The organism is Bernardetia aquimarina, from assembly GCF_042180575.1.
In the GTDB taxonomy this organism is placed as follows: domain Bacteria; phylum Bacteroidota; class Bacteroidia; order Cytophagales; family Bernardetiaceae; genus Bernardetia.
Window position 1 is genome coordinate 2,521,218 of record NZ_CP170094.1, and the last position, 20,070, is coordinate 2,541,287.

General features: G+C 31.2%; 24 protein-coding genes. 5 read left to right on the forward strand and 19 right to left on the reverse strand.

The window, feature by feature from the left end; genetic code table 11:
• Positions 1-127: 127 nt before the first annotated feature.
• The 9 genes from ACE193_RS10675 to ACE193_RS10715 all read right to left on the reverse strand — a co-directional run bounded on the left by ACE193_RS10675 (position 128) and on the right by ACE193_RS10715 (position 8,722).
• Positions 128-574 carry a hypothetical protein gene (locus ACE193_RS10675; protein WP_375562958.1) on the reverse strand — a complete coding sequence of 149 codons (447 nt, stop codon included), beginning with the start codon at positions 572-574 and terminating at the stop codon, positions 128-130.
• Between the two features lie 70 nt (positions 575-644).
• Entirely contained in the window at positions 645-1,382 is a 738-nt protein-coding gene (locus ACE193_RS10680; RefSeq protein WP_375562959.1) for a hypothetical protein, read from the reverse strand.
• A 76-nt stretch (positions 1,383-1,458) separates the two neighbouring features.
• Entirely contained in the window at positions 1,459-3,072 is a 1,614-nt protein-coding gene (locus tag ACE193_RS10685; RefSeq protein ID WP_375562960.1) for a thioredoxin-like domain-containing protein, read from the reverse strand.
• Between the two features lie 115 nt (positions 3,073-3,187).
• Positions 3,188-3,661 carry a glutathione peroxidase gene (locus ACE193_RS10690; RefSeq protein ID WP_375562961.1) on the reverse strand — a complete coding sequence of 158 codons (474 nt, stop codon included), beginning with the start codon at positions 3,659-3,661 and terminating at the stop codon, positions 3,188-3,190.
• A gap of 312 nt (positions 3,662-3,973) precedes the next feature.
• A complete protein-coding gene (locus tag ACE193_RS10695) occupies positions 3,974-4,483 on the reverse strand; it encodes a DUF6691 family protein (RefSeq protein ID WP_375562962.1) in 510 nt (169 codons plus the stop codon).
• A 74-nt stretch (positions 4,484-4,557) separates the two neighbouring features.
• Positions 4,558-5,121, reverse strand: coding sequence for a YeeE/YedE family protein (locus ACE193_RS10700; RefSeq protein WP_375562963.1), 564 nt, complete (start codon positions 5,119-5,121; stop codon positions 4,558-4,560).
• A gap of 59 nt (positions 5,122-5,180) precedes the next feature.
• A complete protein-coding gene (locus tag ACE193_RS10705; protein ID WP_375562964.1) occupies positions 5,181-6,602 on the reverse strand; it encodes a rhodanese-like domain-containing protein in 1,422 nt (473 codons plus the stop codon).
• A gap of 291 nt (positions 6,603-6,893) precedes the next feature.
• Positions 6,894-7,505, reverse strand: a complete 612-nt coding sequence (locus ACE193_RS10710; RefSeq protein ID WP_375562965.1) for a YceI family protein — start codon at positions 7,503-7,505, stop codon at positions 6,894-6,896.
• 134 nt (positions 7,506-7,639) lie between these two features.
• Entirely contained in the window at positions 7,640-8,722 is a 1,083-nt protein-coding gene (locus tag ACE193_RS10715) for a glycosyltransferase family 9 protein (protein WP_375562966.1), read from the reverse strand.
• A 122-nt stretch (positions 8,723-8,844) separates the two neighbouring features.
• Here ACE193_RS10715 and ACE193_RS10720 point away from each other — a divergent pair, with 122 nt between their 5' ends.
• The 4 genes from ACE193_RS10720 to ACE193_RS10735 all read left to right on the forward strand — a co-directional run bounded on the left by ACE193_RS10720 (position 8,845) and on the right by ACE193_RS10735 (position 12,341).
• Positions 8,845-10,614 (forward strand): M61 family metallopeptidase, encoded by a 1,770-nt coding sequence (locus ACE193_RS10720; RefSeq protein WP_375562967.1) that lies wholly within the window; start codon positions 8,845-8,847, stop codon positions 10,612-10,614.
• 285 nt (positions 10,615-10,899) lie between these two features.
• Entirely contained in the window at positions 10,900-11,700 is an 801-nt protein-coding gene (locus ACE193_RS10725; protein WP_375558806.1) for an IS5 family transposase, read from the forward strand.
• 123 nt (positions 11,701-11,823) lie between these two features.
• Positions 11,824-12,102 carry a hypothetical protein gene (locus tag ACE193_RS10730; protein WP_375562968.1) on the forward strand — a complete coding sequence of 93 codons (279 nt, stop codon included), beginning with the start codon at positions 11,824-11,826 and terminating at the stop codon, positions 12,100-12,102.
• 38 nt (positions 12,103-12,140) lie between these two features.
• On the forward strand, positions 12,141-12,341 hold the full coding sequence (locus ACE193_RS10735) for a hypothetical protein (protein ID WP_375562969.1): 201 nt from the start codon (positions 12,141-12,143) through the stop codon (positions 12,339-12,341).
• An 80-nt stretch (positions 12,342-12,421) separates the two neighbouring features.
• Here the strand turns inward: ACE193_RS10735 and ACE193_RS10740 are convergent, their stop codons facing one another.
• The 7 genes from ACE193_RS10740 to ACE193_RS10770 form a co-directional block, all read right to left on the reverse strand.
• Entirely contained in the window at positions 12,422-13,069 is a 648-nt protein-coding gene (locus ACE193_RS10740; RefSeq protein ID WP_375562970.1) for a regulatory protein RecX, read from the reverse strand.
• A gap of 56 nt (positions 13,070-13,125) precedes the next feature.
• Positions 13,126-13,476, reverse strand: coding sequence for a hypothetical protein (locus ACE193_RS10745; RefSeq protein WP_375562971.1), 351 nt, complete (start codon positions 13,474-13,476; stop codon positions 13,126-13,128).
• Between the two features lie 20 nt (positions 13,477-13,496).
• Positions 13,497-14,648 (reverse strand): TRAP transporter substrate-binding protein, encoded by a 1,152-nt coding sequence (locus tag ACE193_RS10750; RefSeq protein ID WP_375562972.1) that lies wholly within the window; start codon positions 14,646-14,648, stop codon positions 13,497-13,499.
• 29 nt (positions 14,649-14,677) lie between these two features.
• Positions 14,678-15,127: an STAS/SEC14 domain-containing protein gene (locus tag ACE193_RS10755; protein WP_375562973.1), complete on the reverse strand. Its 450-nt coding sequence runs from the start codon at positions 15,125-15,127 to the stop codon at positions 14,678-14,680.
• A 96-nt stretch (positions 15,128-15,223) separates the two neighbouring features.
• Positions 15,224-16,720, reverse strand: a complete 1,497-nt coding sequence (gene crtD, locus ACE193_RS10760) for a 1-hydroxycarotenoid 3,4-desaturase CrtD (protein ID WP_375562974.1) — start codon at positions 16,718-16,720, stop codon at positions 15,224-15,226.
• A gap of 90 nt (positions 16,721-16,810) precedes the next feature.
• On the reverse strand, positions 16,811-17,248 hold the full coding sequence (locus ACE193_RS10765) for an SRPBCC family protein (RefSeq protein WP_375562975.1): 438 nt from the start codon (positions 17,246-17,248) through the stop codon (positions 16,811-16,813).
• 132 nt (positions 17,249-17,380) lie between these two features.
• Complete coding sequence (locus tag ACE193_RS10770) at positions 17,381-17,971, reverse strand: Crp/Fnr family transcriptional regulator (RefSeq protein ID WP_375562976.1); 591 nt, start codon at positions 17,969-17,971, stop codon at positions 17,381-17,383.
• A 534-nt stretch (positions 17,972-18,505) separates the two neighbouring features.
• Between ACE193_RS10770 and ACE193_RS10775 the strand changes: the two genes are divergently transcribed.
• Positions 18,506-18,676, forward strand: coding sequence for a hypothetical protein (locus tag ACE193_RS10775; protein WP_375562977.1), 171 nt, complete (start codon positions 18,506-18,508; stop codon positions 18,674-18,676).
• Between the two features lie 241 nt (positions 18,677-18,917).
• Here the strand turns inward: ACE193_RS10775 and ACE193_RS10780 are convergent, their stop codons facing one another.
• Genes ACE193_RS10780 through ACE193_RS10790 form a run of 3 tightly spaced genes read right to left on the reverse strand, consistent with a single transcriptional unit; the run spans position 18,918 to position 20,002 of the window.
• Complete coding sequence (locus tag ACE193_RS10780; protein WP_375562978.1) at positions 18,918-19,370, reverse strand: hypothetical protein; 453 nt, start codon at positions 19,368-19,370, stop codon at positions 18,918-18,920.
• Positions 19,367-19,759, reverse strand: a complete 393-nt coding sequence (locus tag ACE193_RS10785) for a type II toxin-antitoxin system VapC family toxin (RefSeq protein ID WP_375562979.1) — start codon at positions 19,757-19,759, stop codon at positions 19,367-19,369. Before ACE193_RS10785 ends, ACE193_RS10780 begins: the two co-directional genes overlap by 4 nt.
• A gap of 3 nt (positions 19,760-19,762) precedes the next feature.
• Positions 19,763-20,002: a hypothetical protein gene (locus ACE193_RS10790; protein ID WP_375562980.1), complete on the reverse strand. Its 240-nt coding sequence runs from the start codon at positions 20,000-20,002 to the stop codon at positions 19,763-19,765.
• Positions 20,003-20,070: the final 68 nt, after the last annotated feature.

The window sequence follows — 20,070 nt, forward strand, 5'->3', positions numbered from 1 at the left end:
AATTCTGGTCTATTAAGTGGATATAGATAATAGACTTACCATAAACTTTACTTTATGATAAGTCTATTTTGGTTTGTAGAATATATTATTGATTAGTTAAGAATGAACAAGAAGCATCTTGTAAAAGCTATTTTTCTGTACGTTTACTACGAAAAGAAGAAAGTGCTTTATCAAAATCTACTTTTCTTTCTTCTGAAACTTTTGAATAACCTAAAGTTGTTCCATTTGATAAAAGACTGTCTTTCCAATATTTACCGAGGCTATCAATTCCAGAAATACACAGAGTATCTTTATTTAATATAGCATAAAACCTTTCATAATAATAGTTTTCCTTTCTTGTCTGTGGATAATTTGGAGTATTACTAAATGTTGTAATATATAAAAGAGCCGAATCATTATATAAATACTGCTGAGTATATTCGTGATTACCAGATAAATAACTTACTTCATATTCTCTAGGTATAGACATATAGAATGTCGGACTTTTTTTATTTCTCTTATACTTATAGTTCACAACTTCAACAGTACTTGCTCTACAACTTATAAAGAAAATAAAAAGGAGTAAATATTTCATGAAATTAATATTTTCAGTAATTGTGTTCTATGTTATTGTTAATAATTACTTTCTCACGCTAAAGCGTAAGCTACAATTTTTTAGGCTTGTAATATCCATCTCTTTCTTCATCTATTGAACCTCCTTCATACGCACATACTCCCATTCTAGGCGAGTTTATAACAGACATTTTTGCATAATCCTCAAAATCATCACATTTTTTGGCATGTTTTTTAGCACATTTTTTACAAAAAAAACCATCGTCATAAACATGAACGCCACAAATTTCTTCTGCTGGTTCTTTTTCACAAGTCATACAAAGAATAGGTAATGGTTCGTTGCGAGAAATAAGCAAAATATTGTCTTCTTGAAGTGGAATAGTATATTTATCCATTACTTTGATTTTTAATTCTGTAGTAGAACCAAAATCATATTCATAGGTAAGCAACATATCTTTTTTAAAAACCTTTCCTACTTTTGTTTCCATAGATTTTGTTCCTCGCTCAAATCCAAAACCAAAATCATCAGTCATATCCATAATCGTAACTCCAGAATTTGCTCTAAAACTACTCATGTGTCCACAACATTCCAACCAAATCCCTCTAAGAAAATTATCTAAATCCTCAAAAAGTGTCGTTTCTTCTACTGCCAAAGTCAAAAACATTTCGGCAGCCGTTACAGAAACGTGATAATATTTCCCTCTGTCTTTGTTGTCTTTAGCCAGTTCTTTAGCCATTGTTTTGAAATGCGTACCTACATGTCTGTTCATTCCTTGTTTGCTTATTACTTTTTTGCAATAAAGACAAACACCTTCTGATTTTAATGCCATAATTTTATTTTTTTAGTGAAACTACTATTCATATCTTAAAAGATAGGGTACATTTTTTCTCACGCTAAAGCGTAAGCTACAAAATTATTTTTTTTTCAAAAGTCTTTGTATTTACTCTCAAAATTTGATGATTATTTGTATCTGAAATATACAAATAATTTCCAATTAAAAGAACATCATTTGGTTCTGAAAGTCCACTAATTAAAGTCTTCACTCTATTTTTTTCTAAGTCTAAAACTTTTATTTTTCCATTGTAGGTATCAGCAATATAAACTTCATTTTTTGTATAATAAACTCCTACTGGATGTTGTAAAACTGCTTTTTGTGCTGTTCCATCAGTATCTCCAAAGTCAAAAAGCCCTGAACCTACCAGCGTTCTGACTTCCTTTTTCTGCAAATCTATCTGACGAATGGCACTTGCTTCTGCATCGGCTACATACAAGAAATTCTCAAATTGCGTAAGTCCACTTGGTTGATTGAAAGCTACTTTTTTGAAGTCATCGCCATTAGTGAGTTGTTCTTTTCCACTTCCTGCAAAACGTTCGGTTTTATAATCCTGCAAGTTCATTTTCAAGATTTGATGATTTCCTGCATTAGCGATATACATTATGTTTGGATATTTTTTGTCGATTAATAAATCCCAAGGCGAGTTTGGATTTACGTTTTTCCCCCATTTTTTATCTCCAAAATAATAACTTTTTTCGCCTGTTCCACTAATTGTCTTGACTGTTTTATTGATTAAATCAGCTTCTTTTATTACATTATTTTTTGTATCAGCAATGTATAGTTTTTCTCCATTTTGAGATAAAGCTAATCCGTGAGGTTCGTAGAAAGATGTTTCTTCAAAAGTTCCATCTGTATTTCCTTTTTTAGAATTTCCAATAGTTTCTAATACTTTGCCTTCCAAATTTATCTTAATAATTCTATTATTTCCACTATCAGCAACCCAAAAAGTAGGTTCATTATTTTCATTATCACTTTCTGTTTTTGCTTTTATAATTTTTGAAGGAAACATAAGTTCTTTTTTCTCTACTTGAGCAAGCTGAAACTCAAATTTTTTATTATTTAATTCTGCTTTATGTTTTAATTTTAAGGCTAAAATTTGATTTCTTGCATCTTCATAAAAAGATTCTCCTGCACGCTGCCAAACTACTTTTCCAGTTGGAGAAATAAGGGTAAGCGTAGGCCAAGCACGAACAGCATAACTTTTCCAAACTTTCATATCTGCATCATTGACAACAGGATGATGAACGCCAAATTTTAAGGCTGCCTGACGGATTCGTTGTGTCGATTGTTCTGCACTAAATTTTGCCGAATGAATACCGATTACTACTAATTCGTTTTCAAATTCTTTTTCTAATTTTTCAAGGTCTGGGATAATGTGTTGGCAATTTATACAACCAAAAGTCCAAAAATCTAACAAAACTATTTTTCCTTTAAAGTCTGCTAATTTATATGATTTTTTGGTATTTACCCAGCCAAATTTTGTATCAATTTCGGGGGCAGTAGTGGGAGGAACAACCATGTATTTTGGATTGAGTTTGATTATTTTTTGTTCTTTATCTACTTCACTTGCCGAACTTGATTTTTCATTACAAGAGATTAAAGAAAAAATTAGGAAAAGAGAAAAGAACAGAGTTTTTATGTCGTTGGTAGGAACACCAACAACGGCGAATTTATAATTTTTCATTGACAGAAATTAATATTTTATTTTATAAAAAAAGGACAATGCGTACATTGTCCCTACAAGATGTGCTTAAAAAAACCGTCGTTGAGGCTTTGCCATCAACGAGGATTTTTACCTCTTATAATTTCTCTGCAATTTCCATTGGGTTCATTCTTGAATTATAAAACTGAACTGTTTTTCCGTCTTCGCTCACAATATATTTACAAAAATTCCAAGAAGGCTCTTCTCCTGCTTTTTCTACAAGCCATGTATATAATGGCGCACGGTCATCTCCTGTAACAGAAACCTTTGAAAACATATCAAAATCAGCATTGAACTTTGTCGAACAGAATTCTTTAATTTCTTCATTTGACCCTGGTTCTTGTCCACCAAAATTATTAGCAGGAAATCCCAAAACAGTAACTTTATCACTATACTTTTCTTTTACATTTTGTAAATCTTCATATTGAGGAGTAAAACCACATTTTGAAGCTACATTGACAATCATTAATTTTTTGCCTTTGTATTTTGATAAATCAACGTCCTTTCCATCGATATCTTTTACTTTAAATTCATAAACTGTTTCTGCTGAGGTTGGGTTTGTAGTTGTCATGTCTGATGCGTTTGAGGTTTTGGGTGTGTTATTACAGCTTGTTAAAAATAAAATTAGTGAGCCTAAAAGGAATAAATTAGAAAACAGGATTTTCATATCTGTAAGAATTAAGTGGAATAAATGAATTTGGTCTGACTGCTAAACGTTTGAATAGATTTGAATGTTTGTTTGAACTAAATGTTTTAGAAAAAATAACACATAAAAAAACCATTCTTCTTTTTGAAAAATGGTTTTGATTGTATCACAGACTTCCTAGTCTGTGTTGTATGAAAGTAACTATTGCACAGACTGGGAAGTCTGTGATACTAAAAATTAATGAGGTAATCGTTCTCTTAAAAGTCCATACATCCAAGTTCCGAAAATAGCACTCAGAAGTGTAACCAAAACGACGGTTGCACCTGTTCCGATTTGAGCAAACAAAGGACCTGGACATGCACCTGTCATTGCCCAACCCAAACCAAAAATAAGTCCTCCATAGATTTGACCTTTATTAAATACTTTGTCTTTAAAAACTATTTTTTCGCCTGATAAAGTCTTGATATTAAATTTTTTGATGATAAAAACAGAAATCATTCCTGTCAGAATTGCTGTTCCGATAACTCCGTACATATGAATAGATTCTAAACGAAACATTTCTTGTATTCTAAACCAACTAATTATTTCAGCTTTTACAAAGACAATTCCGAAGGCAATACCAACAAATAAATATTTTAAATTATGATACCATTTTTCTACTTTCTCACTTTCATTGACACAAATTGCATCTTTTCGACGAGTTGTATCTTCTATCGTTTTCTGAAATGGTAGTGTTTGATTTTTCATTATTGTTTTTATTTTTACTAGATGAGAAATAGTTATTGTAGAGTTTAATAGAGGGATATAAATAGACACATTTTTTATAAAGCTAAAATTAAAGGTAAAATAAGATTTGCCATAATGAATCCTCCTATCATAAAACAACAAGTAGCTATTAAAGATGGAAGCTGAAACGTCGACATTCCCATAATGGCGTGTCCACTTGTACAACCACCTGCATAACGAGTTCCAAAACCTACCAAAAAACCACCTACTACCATTAATAAAAAACCTTTAAGTGTAAAAAGGCTTTCCCAATTCATAATATCTAAAGGAACAAGATTTGAATAATCTGTAACTCCATAAGTCATTAAATCTGCTTGTAAAGTTGCTGCAATCTGAACATCATTTGGATTCGATAAAAAATTGGCTGCAATTACTCCACCTAATAAAATTCCTACTACAAAAAACAAATTCCATATTTCTTTTTTCCATTCGTACTGAAAAAACGGAATTTTGGCAGGGACACACATCGCACACACATGACGCAAAGAAGAACTAATTCCAAAAGACTTGTTGCCTATTATTAAAAGCGTAGGAACAGTCAAGCCCACAAAAATACCTGCCATGTACCACGACCATGGCTGTGTTATAAATTCTATCATTTTTTTGTAATTTAGACCCTAAGGGTTTTAAAAACCCTTAGGGTCTGTCTGAAAATTATTTACTTAGCAAGTGTTTTACTCTGACAAACAAAATTTGAGGTAGGAATTGCTTCTTGTTTTTCAATTTGTGAAAAGCCACCTTCAATTTCTGTGAAATTACGGTAACCTCTTGCTTGTAAAATACTTGCAGCAATCATAGAACGATAGCCACCTGCACAGTGCATAAAGAAATGTTCGTTTGGATTAATATCTTTTACCCAGTCATTAATATTATCAAGTGGTCTTAAAAAAGCCTCTTCTACATGTTGCGCTGAATACTCACCTTCTTTTCTGACATCAACAATTTTACTTTTTTCTTTATCAAATTTTTGAGCAAATTCTTGTGGAGAAATTCTATCAACAGTATCCACTTCTTTTCCTGCTGCTTTCCACGCCTCAAAACTTCCATTGAGATAACCCAAAACGTTATCAAAACCTACTCTACTAAGTCTAATGATTGTTTCTTCCTCTCTTCCTTCGTCTGTAATAAGCAAAATAGCTTGATTTGTATCACGAATCATTGCCCCAACCCAAGGCGCAAAACCTCCATCAATTCCAATATTAATAGACTGTGGAACAAAACCTTTATGAAATTCTTTTGGATTACGAGTGTCCAAAATAAGAGCACCACTTTCTTCGGCAGCCACTTCAAAAGCATCTACTTCTAAAGGTTGTTTGCCTTTTTTCATTACCTCATCAATGCTAGAATAGCCTTTTTTGTTCATCGCTACATTCATTCCAAAATAAGCAGGAGCAGGTAAAAGTCCGTCTGTTACTTCTTGTACAAATTCTTGTTCTGTCATATCTGCACGAAGAGCATAATTGAGTTTTTTCTGTTCTCCGATTGTAGAAACTGTTTCTTTACTCATATTTTTTCCACACGCACTACCTGCACCATGAGCAGGATAAACAGTAGTTTCGTCTGGCAAAGTCATAATTTTATCTCTCAATGAATGATAAAGCGTTGCTGCGAGTTGTTCTTGAGTCATATCGGCTGCCTTTTGCGCCAAATCTGGACGACCAACATCACCAATAAAAAGTGTATCGCCTGAAAAAATAGCGTGTTCTTTTCCGTTTTCATCTAAAAGCAAATAGGTTGTACTTTCCATTGTATGCCCTGGAGTGTGAAGAGCTTTGATAGTGATATTTCCTACTTTGAATGTCTGTCCGTCTTCTGCAATGATAGCATCAAATTCGGGTTGTGCTGTTGCTCCATAAACGATTGGCGCACCTGTTTTTTTAGATAAATCTAAATGTCCAGAAACAAAATCTGCATGAAAGTGCGTTTCGAAAACGTATTTTAGTTTGACATTATCTTTTTCCAAACGGTCAAGATAAGGCTGCACTTCACGAAGTGGGTCAATAATCGCAGCCTCGCCATTTGAAGTAATATAATAAGCACCTTGTGCCAAACAGCCTGTATAAATTTGTTCTATGTTCATAGTCCTATTAAATTAGTCGTATTAGATTTTGAGTAATTAAAAAAATGATTAGTCTGAAAAGTAGTGGAAGTAGTTCATTCTACGTCTATCTCTCATTCTAATATACTACAAAATTAAGGCATAAGTTGTTTGGGTACAGTTACTTTTGTTACAGAACTATTTTTTTAGGATATTTTTTGGTTTTGAGTAGTTGATTTATTAAAAGTGAAAACAAAAAAGCATCATTCAGAAGAATAATGCTTTTTTCAGTAAGGGGAAAGATAATACAGTCTTGAATTTCTTTATTGTCAATTAATTATGCAATTCCATAATAATTGTAATTTCTACTTCATCGCCTACGATTGCCGTCGCTGCCCAACTTCCTGTTCCGACTTCGTAATCTGTACGATCGATAGTCGTTTTTGCTTTTATGCCCATTACAGTCGTTCCTTTTTTGGCTGGGTGTTGTCCCAAACCTAACACTTTGAAAGGTAGTTCGATGTCTTTAGTTACGTTTCTGATAGTCAGTTTTCCGTGAGCGATATAGTTTTTGTCATCTACTTTCGTAAATTTTGAAGACACAAAACGCATAGAAGGATATTCTTTTGCATTGAAAAAATCTTTTGATTTCAAATGATTATCACGTTTTGGCTCTTGTGTATTGATGCTATTTATATCAATCGTAAAATCGGCTTTGCTATCAGCTAGATTTTCTGGGGAAAAATTCAAATCGCCTTTAAATTTATCAAAACGACCTGTCGTAGGAACAAATCCGTGGTCAATCGCAAAACTTACCGTGCTGTGGGAATCATCAACTTTCCATTTGGTAGCATCTGCAAGAGGAGAAAATGCAGCAAAAATACCTACCGTTAAAATCAAAAAACTAACAACTAGGGAACGAGTGAAGAAAGAATATTTTTTCATTGAAATTATTTTTAAATTTTGAATAAATTAAGTTAGTAAAACAGAAAAATGTCTGTCTATACTTCTTTATACCCAAAACTTAATTTTATCACCCTCTAATTTTGAAAAAAATCAAACTATTTTGTTAAAAAACATTAATCAAGAATTGTTTTTTCTACAATTTCCAAAATCTGTTCTGTTTTTATGCTCTCTGCACACTCAAAATGACCTTTTGGACAAGATTGAAAGCCATGCAAACCACACGGACGACAATCTAATTCTTTTTCAGTTTCGATAATAAATGAAGTTTCAGAAAGAGGAGTAAACCCAAAAGCAGGAACAGTCGAACAAAAAACAGCACAAACAGGTGCATTGACAGCAGAAGCCAAATGCAAAGGCGCAGAATCATTCGCCAAAACAAGTTTTGCATGTTCCATTAAGGCTGCCGATTGCATCAAAGATAATTTTCCTGCTAGATTTATGATTCTATCTTTTACTTTGAAATTAAAATTATTTTGATTTAATTCTTTTAATTTGCTTCTTTTTTCGTCTATTTCATCAATGATTTTCTGACAATTTTCTGTATCAGAAGGCGCACCTAATAAATAAATCGTAAAATTTTGAGGCAAATTATTGTCATTATTTAAAATCAATTTTTCTATAAAATCAATCCATTTATGCAAAGGAAATTGCTTGGTAAACCAGACCGAAGTAGGCGCAATACAAATAAAATCGTTTTGAATAAATTCCTTTATTTTTTCTTTATCAGCATCAGAAGGATATAATTTTGGCTTTGCTATTTCATTTATATTTATACTTTCTAATACTTTACTATTTCGTTCTATTTCGTGAGGAGAAGCTGCATCTGTTGTGATTATATGTTCGTATTTGTGTGTAAACACCCACGAAAAGGGATTTTTTTTGAATCCTGCTTTTATTTTAGCCTTCGAAAAAGCCGTTAAAAGTCCTGTTGCTCCAAAACGTTGTAAGTTCAGAACGGCATCATAATTAGTTTTTCTGACTTGTTTTATCAACTCAAAAAGACTCTTGTATTTATTTTTTTTGTCCCAAATCAAAACATCATTCAAGAAAGGATGTTTTTGAAGTAAATTTTCATTTCCTTTTCGCAATAAAAAATCAAGTTGAGCAGAAGGATATTTAGTATGAATGGATTCAATAAGCGAAGTAGCCAGAATTACATCACCTATAAAAGCTGTTTGTATTAGTAGAATTTTCATTATATTTTCAGTAAGTAGCTGACAGCTTGGAAGCTGTCAGAAATATATTTAAAATGACAGCTTGGAAGCTATCAACTACATTTTTTCAAAATTACTTTATTCTTTTCAATATAAATCATAAAATGTTAGATTATAAAATTTCATACACAGAAGCACATCATCATTTCATCAATATCGAACTTACTATCAATTACGTTGATGAGATTATGGAAAAAGAACTTTCTCTTCAACTTCCTGCGTGGCGACCAGGGCGTTATACACTTCAAAACTTCGCTAAAAATATAGCCAAATTTGAAGTTGTCGATGAAAATGAAACCCCCTTAGAGTTTGCAAAAGCTACCAAAGATAATTGGAGAATAAAAACAAAAGGCGCAAAGACTGTAAAAGTTCGTTATACCTATTACGCCAACCAAATGGATGCAGGAGGTTGTTATGTGGACGAAAAACAGATTTATTTGAATTTTATTTGCTGTTGTTTAGAAGTCAAAAACCGTCCAGATTCAATGTATAGAGTTCATATCGAAATGCCTTCTCGTTATAAAGTAGCTTGTGCATTAGAACAAAAAACCGAAAAAACAGCAGGAAAAGACAAGGATTATTTAGTAGCAACAGACTTTTTTGAGTTGGTAGATTCTCCTCTGATTGCTTCTGATACATTAAAACACAAAACTTACAAAGTAGATAATTCAGAAGCCAATTTTCATATTTGGATTCAAGGAGATTGGAATATTAATTTTGAAAAAGCCATAGAAGAATTTCAGTTATTTACAAAAGACCAAATTGCTCTTTTTACAGATTTTCCAAGTACAGACTATCATTTTATGTTTCAGATTTTGCCCTACTCAAAATATCATGGTGTAGAGCATTGTCATTCTACGGTCATTACGCTGGGAGCAGATTATGATATGGACGGAACAGCTCGTTATAATGACTTTTTGGGGATTAGTTCGCATGAGCTTTTTCATTTTTGGAATATTATGCGTATTCGTCCGAAGGAACTTATGCCTTACGATTTGTCTAAAGAAACCTATTTCAAAACTGGTTTTGTAGCCGAAGGACTGACTACTTATTATGGCGATTATATTTTGTGTAGAAGTGGCGTTTGGTCGCAGGAATATTACCTCAAAGAATTAGAAGTTTTACTCAAAAGACACTTTCATAATAACGGAAGGCTTAACCTTTCTGTGGCTGATTCGTCGTATGATTTGTGGCTTGATGGTTATGAACTCGGCATTCCGAACCGAAAATCTTCGATTTATGTAGAGGGTGCAATGGCTGCTTTTATTTTGGATATGAAAATCAGAAAGTCTAGCAATAATGAAAAATCATTGGATGATGTAATGGTAAAATTATGGGAAGATTTTGGTAAGAAGAAAAAAGGATATTCGTTAGAAGATTATCACAATGTTGTGGATTCGGTGGCAGGAGAGCATATCAAAGACTATTTTGAAAAGTGTATTTATTCGCCAAATGCCTTGAATGTTTACTTGAAAGAAGCCTTTGAATATATCGGAATTGAAAAAACATTTATTCCAAATGAAAATGAAATGGAACGTAGATTAGGCTTAAAGACTGTTTTTCAGAATAATGCTTATTTTGTAGTTGGTTTTTCGCCTGATAGTGAGGTAGCTAAATTTTTGACTGTTAATGATGAAATTGTAGCGATTAATTCCTATAAATTAGATGCAACTAATCCAAATGCAATTTTGAGCAAGGCAGCAAAAGAGGAAAAAACAGAACTAGAAATTTCGTTTTTTAGAGATAATCAACTCCAAACTATCACTACAAAATATGATGAAGATGGTTATCCAATTATTAAATTGACTGTAAAAGAAGATGCAAGTGATGAGCAGAAGGAGAATTTGAGAAAGTGGCTGATGCCTTTGGTGTAATTTCCAAACCCTAAGTATCTTCAAGGTACTTGGGGTTATTCTGCAAAAATTTTTCGAATTTTAGTTTCTTATTACAAAACGTAACCTAAATAAATGTATAATGAAATTTATAGTTTCTTAGATGATGCTGATATAACAGGAAATTTATTTTTATTATTTGTTGGCTTATCAATTCTTGTAGCAGTCTTTAGAGCCTGTTCGAGTTTAGTTTAAAAAAAAAGAACATCAGATTTTTTTATTAGTTAAGTAATTGATTTTCAGTTACTAATTAAAATATCAATTTCTATGTTTACTAATGAATATTTATCTGATGCTCTTTGGCAATATATGAAAAAATTTATACCTTCTTCGTATTTGAAAAGAAAACGCAAACACAGTTTGTATAATTTATTTTCTGGTCTATTCTATCTTACTCGTTCAGGTAGCAGTTGGCGTTTGCTTCCTAGTAGTTATGGTGTTCCTTGGAGTAGCTTGTATGATTATTTCAGTAAGTGGCAGCAGACAGGTTGGTATAAAAAGCTGTTAGATAAGCTTGTTAGAAGGGAACGTATAGCACAAGGTAGAAATCCAAGACCTTCTTTGGGTTGTATAGACTCTCAAAGTGTTCAGAGTGTTTATGGAGGAGAGGCGATAGGAGTGGACGGCTATAAGCTCAAAAAAGGACGGAAACGGCATATTTTAGTAGATACGCAAGGAAATTTACTAGAATTAGAGATTAGTCCAGCCAATCAAGCCGATGTAAATCAACTTGCTTATTTGTCGTATTTAGCTCAGTTTAGAGGCAGACCATTTTTCAAAATTCTTGCTGATGCAGGGTATAGAAGTGGGGCTTTGGCTACTGAAATATTTAGTCAAACAGGAGTGCAAGTGGAAATTGTCAATAGTCCAAGAAGAGAAAAAAAAGATGATAAAGCATTTGTTCCACAACCCAAAAGATGGGTTGTAGAAAGAACATTTGCGTGGCTCAATCAGAACCGAAGACTAAAAGTAGATTATGAAAAAACAAGAAAATCTGCAAAGGCATTTGTGTATTTAGCTATGATTTTGAATCTCATAAACAAAGGAGCTAAAAGAAATAAAAAATAAAAACTCGAACAGGCTCTTATACTGTTTGTTAAGTACAAGTTTTATAATTTTTTTACCTTCATAATTTTATTAATTCCATTATCTTGGTGTTGTGCTTATGGCTTCAACTTTTATAAATTTTTCTTGTATAGAAATTTATTATTAGATAACAAATATGAAATTGTATCAGGAAAAATAAACAACCATAATAGACAGAATTGGAGGTTAGACCGTATAGCTAAAGAATCATTTGAAATTGAAGGTATCTACTTCAACTATAAGAAACAAACACCATTTTTCTTTCCTTCTTATCATGCAACATTATCTGATGAGGTAATTACAAATGATAAATTAATGCGAATAAAATATATTACAGAAGATAGCACAAACTATATATTGAGCATAGAAGAATTAACAAAGTAAAAAAATATAAAATCAAGCTCATAACTCTAAAATCAACTATGAAAAACACAAATAGACTAGGAACAACATTTATTGTAATCGGAATTTTCATTCTTTTCAGAAAAGTAAAAATCCATTGGGGAATTGGAGGAATGTATGATAATTCTTGGGGAATACTTTTTAGTAGTATTTTAGTAATGGCAATTGGACTTTTTTGTATAAAAATCAAGAATTTAAAAAGACACATTGTATCCAAATAATCAACTGGGCAAAATATTATCGTAATTTATCTTGGCAGTTTAAATCTCCCTGTTCTAATTCTTTTTTAGACAGGTTTTGCTTAGTTACTTATATCATTCAAAATCTCCCTAATAAGTTCATTTTCATAGCCTTTTTGTAGTGCATAATTCGTCGCTTTTACTATTCTTTTAAAATTACCCTCTTCTTTTTCTAGTAAATCTGACCATTTTTTTTCTAATAATTCAACGAGTGTAGAAAAATATTCTTTATCATCTATTTCTGAATGAAAGGCATCTTGAATCATACTTTCAGAAATATCTTTTTGTAAAAGTCCGTATCTGATTTTTCGTTTTCCCCATTTTTTATAATTGAACTTTCCTCTTGTATAGGATTCTGCAAAGCGTTTTTCATTCAAAAAATTCTCTTCTTCTAAAAGTGTAACTATTGCATAATGGTCGCCTTCATCCATTTTCCATTCTTCTAGTTTTTGATAAATTTCTTGATAACATCGTTCCTGATAAGCACAAAAGGCTGCTAATTTTAAAAATGCTTCTTTTGGTGTGAGTTGTACAAAGGGTTTGGGTTCTCGTTTTTTGAGTTCTCTATAATCTTTTACTTTGTACTCTTTCTTCTTATATTTTTTCGCCTTATATTCTTTATTTTTGAAATCTTCTGGATTATATTCTTTTTTCTTTAATGGAGTTCTTTTTAAAGGTGTTCGTTTGAGTGGTTTTTGTTTTTTTGCCATGATTATTTCTAGTACAAATCGCTCGTGAGGAAACGAGTAATGGATAAAATTATGTTTTATTTCATTCTAAAATTCTCTAAATCATTGCCAAACTCTATCAATTTACTATCAAAATATTTTTTAGACATTTCAATAGAGGAAATTACATTATCAGAATCATTCCAGTTTTTCAGAAGTTCAGTTGAGGCAATAATCTGGTAAATACCTTGTCCTTTTTTTCTATTTCCTTCAAAATGTGGATCAACTATAAAGTACACATAAAATTTAGTTTTAGAATCATAATTATATCTTACTAACCAATATTCATCATTCCACCAATTATTAGAAGAATTTATTTCTATAATTTCATAATCTAATTTAATAAGTTCTTGTTCAATTTGATATTTGTAACCTGTTTGTTTTTCCATTTCTCAATTTCATTTATTTTTTACAAAAAATCCACAATAGACTGTTCCGAAACTTCGCCCCATTTTTTGACTTGCTTTTTAAAGGTTTTAAAGCTCTCATAGACACGCCCAGCAAACTCATCTTTTGCAGCAATTTCATCTAAAATCTCTGTTGTTTTTTCTTTTAAAATATCTAAAACTTCTTTTGGAAATTGTCTTAATTCTACATTTGGAGCTTCTTTGAGGATTTTTTGTAGATAAAAATTATTCTTTGCTTCAAACTCTGATAAAATTAAGGAATTATATTTCAAAGCAGCCGTCCTTACAATTTCTTGCAAATCTAAAGGTAATTTTTCAAAGGCTTTTTTATTGACAATCAACTCCAAAACAGACCCTAGTTCGTGCCACCCTGGATAATAATAATATTTCGAAACACGATGAAAACCCATATTATAATCGTGATAAGGTCCTATCCATTCGGCAGCGTCGACTACGCCACGTTCTAGGCTTGTATAAAGTTCGCCACCAGCCACAGTAACAGCCGAACCTCCAGCAGCAGAAATTACTTTTCCACCCAACCCTGGTATTCTCATTTTTAATCCTTTCAAATCTTCTGGTGTATTTATTTCTTTGTTAAACCAACCTCCCATCTGTACGCCAGTATTTCCACACGGAAAAGGAATCAAATTATAAGGTTCATAAAGTTCTCTCCAAAGCTCCAAACCACCACCATAAAAAAGCCATGCACTCATTTGTTGTGCATTCATTCCGAAAGGAACTGCCGTAAAAAATGAAGAAGCAGGCAAACGACCAGCCCAATAATAAGAAGCACCATGTCCCATCTGAACACCACCCAAAGAAACAGCTTCGAAAGCCTCCAAAGCAGGAACAAGCTCTCCACCACCAAAAACAGTAATTTTGAGTCTTCCTGCTGATAAAATCTCAATTTCTTTTGCCATTTTTACAACGCCTTCTCCCAAAACAGGAAAATTCGGAGGCCAAGTTGTAGTCGCTTGCCACTCAAAAACCTCATCAGAAGTAATTGGAACATCAGATTTTTTTTCTTGTTTTATAGATTCAGTAGAACAAGCAGAAAAGCCACCTGTCAAAAGTGCAGCAGCAGTCAAAGAACCTTTTTTCAGGAAGTCTCGGCGATTTGTGAGGTTATTTTTTTTATTGAAAGAACTTGGCATTTGTGTTTGTTATTGGTAAAATTACACTTTTAATTTCCTTCTTGATTTCTTTTCATTCTTGCTTCATTTTCTATATCTTCTTTTTTGCTATACATTTTGGTAAGCCATAATTTAGCTTTTTCTGCATCCTCAAAAACCTCTATTTGATATCCTCCAAATGATTTTTTTACTTTATCGATGTATTCTTGTCTAAAAAAATCCTTAGCTACCAAAAAAGCAACTCTACGAAGAGAACTTTTAGAGATATAGTTTGGAATAAAATCTTTTATCATCCATTTCTGAGCATCTAAAGAAATTACTTTTCCTTCTCTTGTATCTGTCAGCCAACGAGTAACTTCAAATTCTACTGTTTTTTGGTATGCGATTTTTACGGCAGTTCTATATTCCTCATCACTTACAAAACCTAGCCATTTGAAAGTAATCATATCATACTGTCTATCATAAAACAAAAAGGCATTTTCTACTTCATATAAAACCATAATTATAAATTTTTTACCAAAAAAGAGTTTCTAACTTATCAAAACAACTACTTCTATTGCTATAAAGTTACAATTTATTGAGCAAAGAATAAAAAATTAGGCTTCTTCAATCATTTCTCCCACAATTTTGGCAGAAGACAAAGCGAGGGGAATCCCTCCCCCTGGATGAACACTTCCACCACAAAAATAAAGTCCTTTTGTTTTGGAAAAATTAGCGTGTCTTAAAAAAGCTGCATACCGATTATTACTACTGTTTCCGTACAAAGAACCTCCTAAAGACGAAGTACGAAGTTCGATTTTTCGTGGGTCTAAAATGGATTCTGAAATAATATTCTCTTCTACGTTTCGCATTAGTATTCGTTCCAATTTTTTGATAATATCTTGTTTTGCTTTTTTTATCAAAGCATCCCAGTCTTGCGAACCGTCATTATGTGGAGCATTTATCATCACAAACCAATTTTCACAGCCTTCTGGGGCATCTGTTTTGATGTATTTGGAGGAAACAAAAATATAAACAGTTGGGTCTTCATATAATGTTTTGCCATGAAAAAGTGCATTAAACTCCTTTCTATATTCCTTTGTAAAGAAAATATTATGCAAGTCTAATTCTTTGTATTCGGCATTCATTCCCCAATAAAAAATGAGAGCCGAAGATGATTTTTGTTGTTGTAACAGAAATTCAGGAGCTTTTTCTTTTGGTAATAATTTTTTGTAGGTATGAACAATATCCATATTCGAAACAACTACCTCAAAATCTAAATTTTCAGAAGTAGCATTTTCTTTTTTAGAATCTTTTATTTTTATTCCCTGTATTTTATTTTGAGTTTTATCAATAATAATTTCCTCTACTTTTTTATTAAAATGATACTTTACTCCCAAATCTTGACCTAATTTCACAAGACTTTTCGTAATATCAAACATTCCACCATCAGGCAAAAAAGCTCCTTTATTAAACTCCAAATGAGGAATTACATTCAAAAGTGCTGGTGCAACATAAGGCGAAGAACCGTTATAAGTTGCATATCGATTGAATAACTGAACCGTTTTTTCTTTCTCAAACTTCGAACTATTAGCTTGATTCATCGTCTTGAAAAGCTCTAGTTTCCAAATCTGTGAAACTGCTTTTAGTGCCGTTTTATTAAAAAATGTTTCTGCTTTGTGAAGCGAACGAGTAAGGAATAAATCTGCTGTCAAATCATACTTTTCTTTGCTGTTTTTGAGGAATTTCAAGACATTTTCTTTGGGTTCCCCTAGTTTTTCTTCTAACTGTTTTGCAAAAGTTTCTATGTCTGCACTGGCTTCTAGTTTTGTACCATCTTCCCAAAAATATTTGTTGATGGTTTCTAGTCTTTTATACGAAAAATAATCTTCTACTTTCTTTCCTGATTTCAAAATCAATTCTTCTACACGCTCTGGCAGCGTAAATAATGAAGGTCCTGCATCATAACGAAAACCATCTTTCCAAAACTCAGATAACTTTCCACCTGCATAACTATTGGCTTCAAAAACCTCTACTTTATATCCTTTGTTGGCTAAATGAATAGCCGTTCCTATTCCTGCAATTCCTGCTCCTATGATAGCTGCTCTTTTCATTAAAACGTAACTTAATTCTGTAAAAAATGGTCTATTATTTTTCTATCTAAGTTACAAAATTAAGTTTTATGTTTTAATATCAGTCTTAATTTAAGATTTTTCAGCTAATTCTTTCAATTTTTGATTCATCAATTCAAAACCATTTCGTGTATTTTTATCTAACTGACTTTTAAAAATAGGAACAAGTAAGCCTTTGAAATCTTCATTTTGAATGAAAGTAGTTGTTCCATCTTGATTATCAATGAGTTTGAATTGATGTTCTCCATCAAACAATCCTTTAAAGAGTAAATGTCCTAACCAAACAAATTCTTTATTTTCATCAAAAACAAGAACTTTTGGTGTAAAAGTCATCTTACTAGAATCAGGAGGCTGAATTTTAGCTATTATTTTATTTCCTACTTTTGGAGTTCCTTCTATGAATTTTATAAATGGATTCCAATTTGGGTAATTTTTAAAATCTGTCAGAATTGACCAAATTTTTTGAGCAGAAGAATGAATGATGATCGAAGTTTGAATTTGATAAGCCATAATTATTTTTGATATAAGTGTGATACTTGTGTATTAATTATTTACTAATTGAATGATACAAATATCCGTTTTATCAAAATTCAATTTCTTGACCTATATCAAGACAATTTTATTCTTTATTTGCTAGATAAATTAGATTTCAAGCTGTTTTTTACGAATTCTACTCAATGTTTCAGGACTCATTCCTAAAAGAGAGGCAATATATTGTAAAGGAACTTGATTAAAAATTTCATTATTCATATCAAAATAAGCATTGTATCTTTCTTCTGCATTCATAGAAAGATGGCTAAAAACTCTATTCTCTACCATTTCAAAACACTTTACGATAAACATTTTTTCAAACTCAAACCATTTGGGTTCGATACTTTGAATTTTGTTGTAATCACTTCTTTTTATGGTATAAATTTCTGTATCTACTAGGGCTTGCATATTCCAACGAGAAGGTTTTTCGAACATAAAACCCGAAATATCTGTAATAAAATAACCTTTTGTAGAAATCCATTGTGTAATTTCATTTCCCTCTTTTAGAGCATAAATCCGTAAAAAACCACTTTTGATAAAACTTAGTTTATCACAACGTCCATTTTCTTTGAGAAAAAAATCACCTTTTTTGAGTGTGGTTAATTTAAATAAATTACTTACCTCACGCAACTTTCCAGCTTGTTGAATGCCAAAATAAGAATTGATGTAGGTTTCTAATTCTGTAAGAGGGAATGTATTCATAAATGTGATTTATTTAGGATTTTCTCAATACCAATCGCATACCAAATTTTATTTTGTATTCCTTCAGTACCTTGTAATAATAGTTTGTTTATATTTTGAGATTGTTTATTCCTATCAGACACTTTAAGTTGAGGGCTAAAGCCGTTCAGAAGTATCTGATAGTTTAGCTTAACCATACTGACACTTCTAAAAGTGTCTGACAGTTAGTTTTATTGATAAAAATTGTCATCAAAAAGATTTTTAAAATATTGCCAAACTTATATTACGCTGTATTCAGTAGTATCCTATTGAGCTAAACTAAGTAATGAGGATAGGTAAATTGTATTTTTTTAGAGTAAAAAACAAAGTATTGTTTTGATAAAAAATTCATTTGTGAAAACTCTGTTATTAATCATTTAATAAAAATCAGTTAAATAACCTTAAAAAATAAAATACATAATTAGATTATTTTTAGTTATAGATATTATTTATATATTGCAACGTCATGTAAAACATGTACCTTTTATATTTTCAAATATTAATTTATCAAAAACTATGAACTTAAACAAGTTTAAAAAATTCGCTTTAACTACTAAAAAAGCTCAACAAATTACTGGTGGCAATTATGCTATCTGTTATGATGCAGAAACAGGATTCAACATCATAGTACCTTTAAGTGAAGTAAGTAATTATCCACCTAATCATTGTATGATTCCTGCTGGCTAGTAATTATCATATCACGATTTTAAGTTATAAAAAATCCTTATTAAGTAGATTAATAAGGATTTTTTAGGTAAAAGAAATACCCTATTGTCTTGATTTTGTTGTTACTAATTACCAAATTATGTTTTATGTTTTAATATTAACCTTATATTTATCACTTTTCAGCTAATTCTTTTAATTTTTGGTTCATTAGTTCAAAAACATTTCTTCTGTGAGGGAAGTGTTCATGAGTTGGTGGTCTTGATTAGTTTTGAATATTTTTATTTTGAATAGGCTTACTACTCAAGACTACCCAAATTAAAAATAAAACTTGAATAATTGTAAATCCAATAAAATGTGGAAAGAAAAAGTTGAGTGAACCACCACGAAACATTTCAGGAGTTTCTTTATAAAAACTAATTTCATAGATGCCATAACAAATAAATGCTGACACTAGTATTGTTGCAAAAAAATGAGCTAGAGAGATAAATTGATTCAGAAATAATTTTCGTCTTACAATAACATAATAAACAGAAGAATAGCCAACATAGATAAATGAAAACAACAAAATGAGTTTGTAAGAAAAAACTGTAATTATATCTTCATCTAAGTACAAATAGATTATTTTACCCTTGTATAAAAAAGTAATTATGGCAAATAATAACGCAAAAACAGAAAAAAGGAATAATAAAAGACGATTTGGATGTGTATTTTTCATTTAATCAATTTCAATCCTTGTTCTTCATAGTAAGAAAATTTACTATCCTGTGCAATTAAATTGATATTTTTGGTAATTGCTTGAGAAATAATTAATCTATCAAATGGATCGCCATGATGAAAAGGTAGTAATGTAAGTGTTTTCAAATCTTCAAAATCTTGATTCAATACCACAAAACCATGTGAGTGTAATTGGTTTTGTAACTCATTGAAAGGAAATGCTAAGTCTAATTTATTCAAACTTGATTTTATAGCAATTTCCCACAAAGTTACCGAACTTACATAAATTACATTTTTAGGATTTGTAATTATATCAGCATGATTTTTAGAGAGTTTATTTGAACCTTCTGTAAACCAAATTAAGATGTGTGTATCTATTAAGTAATCCATAATTTAAGGCATATATTCTTTAAAATCGTCTAAAGGCTCATCAAAATCATCTGCAACGTTTGTATAAGTTCCTTTTCCAAAACCAAATTTACGTTTTTCTGTATTGGAAATAGTAGAATTTAGAGTCTCATCTTTTTGCAATAAGTTCATCAACTGTTCTAATTTCTTAGAATCATTCAAATTGACAATCCAATTTATTAATTTATATTTTAATTCTTCTTGTTTTAATTCTTGTGGATACATAATTTTTATTTTTTGATTGATTATAAAAATAATGAAATTTGATTAAAATTACAATTTTAACAAACGGT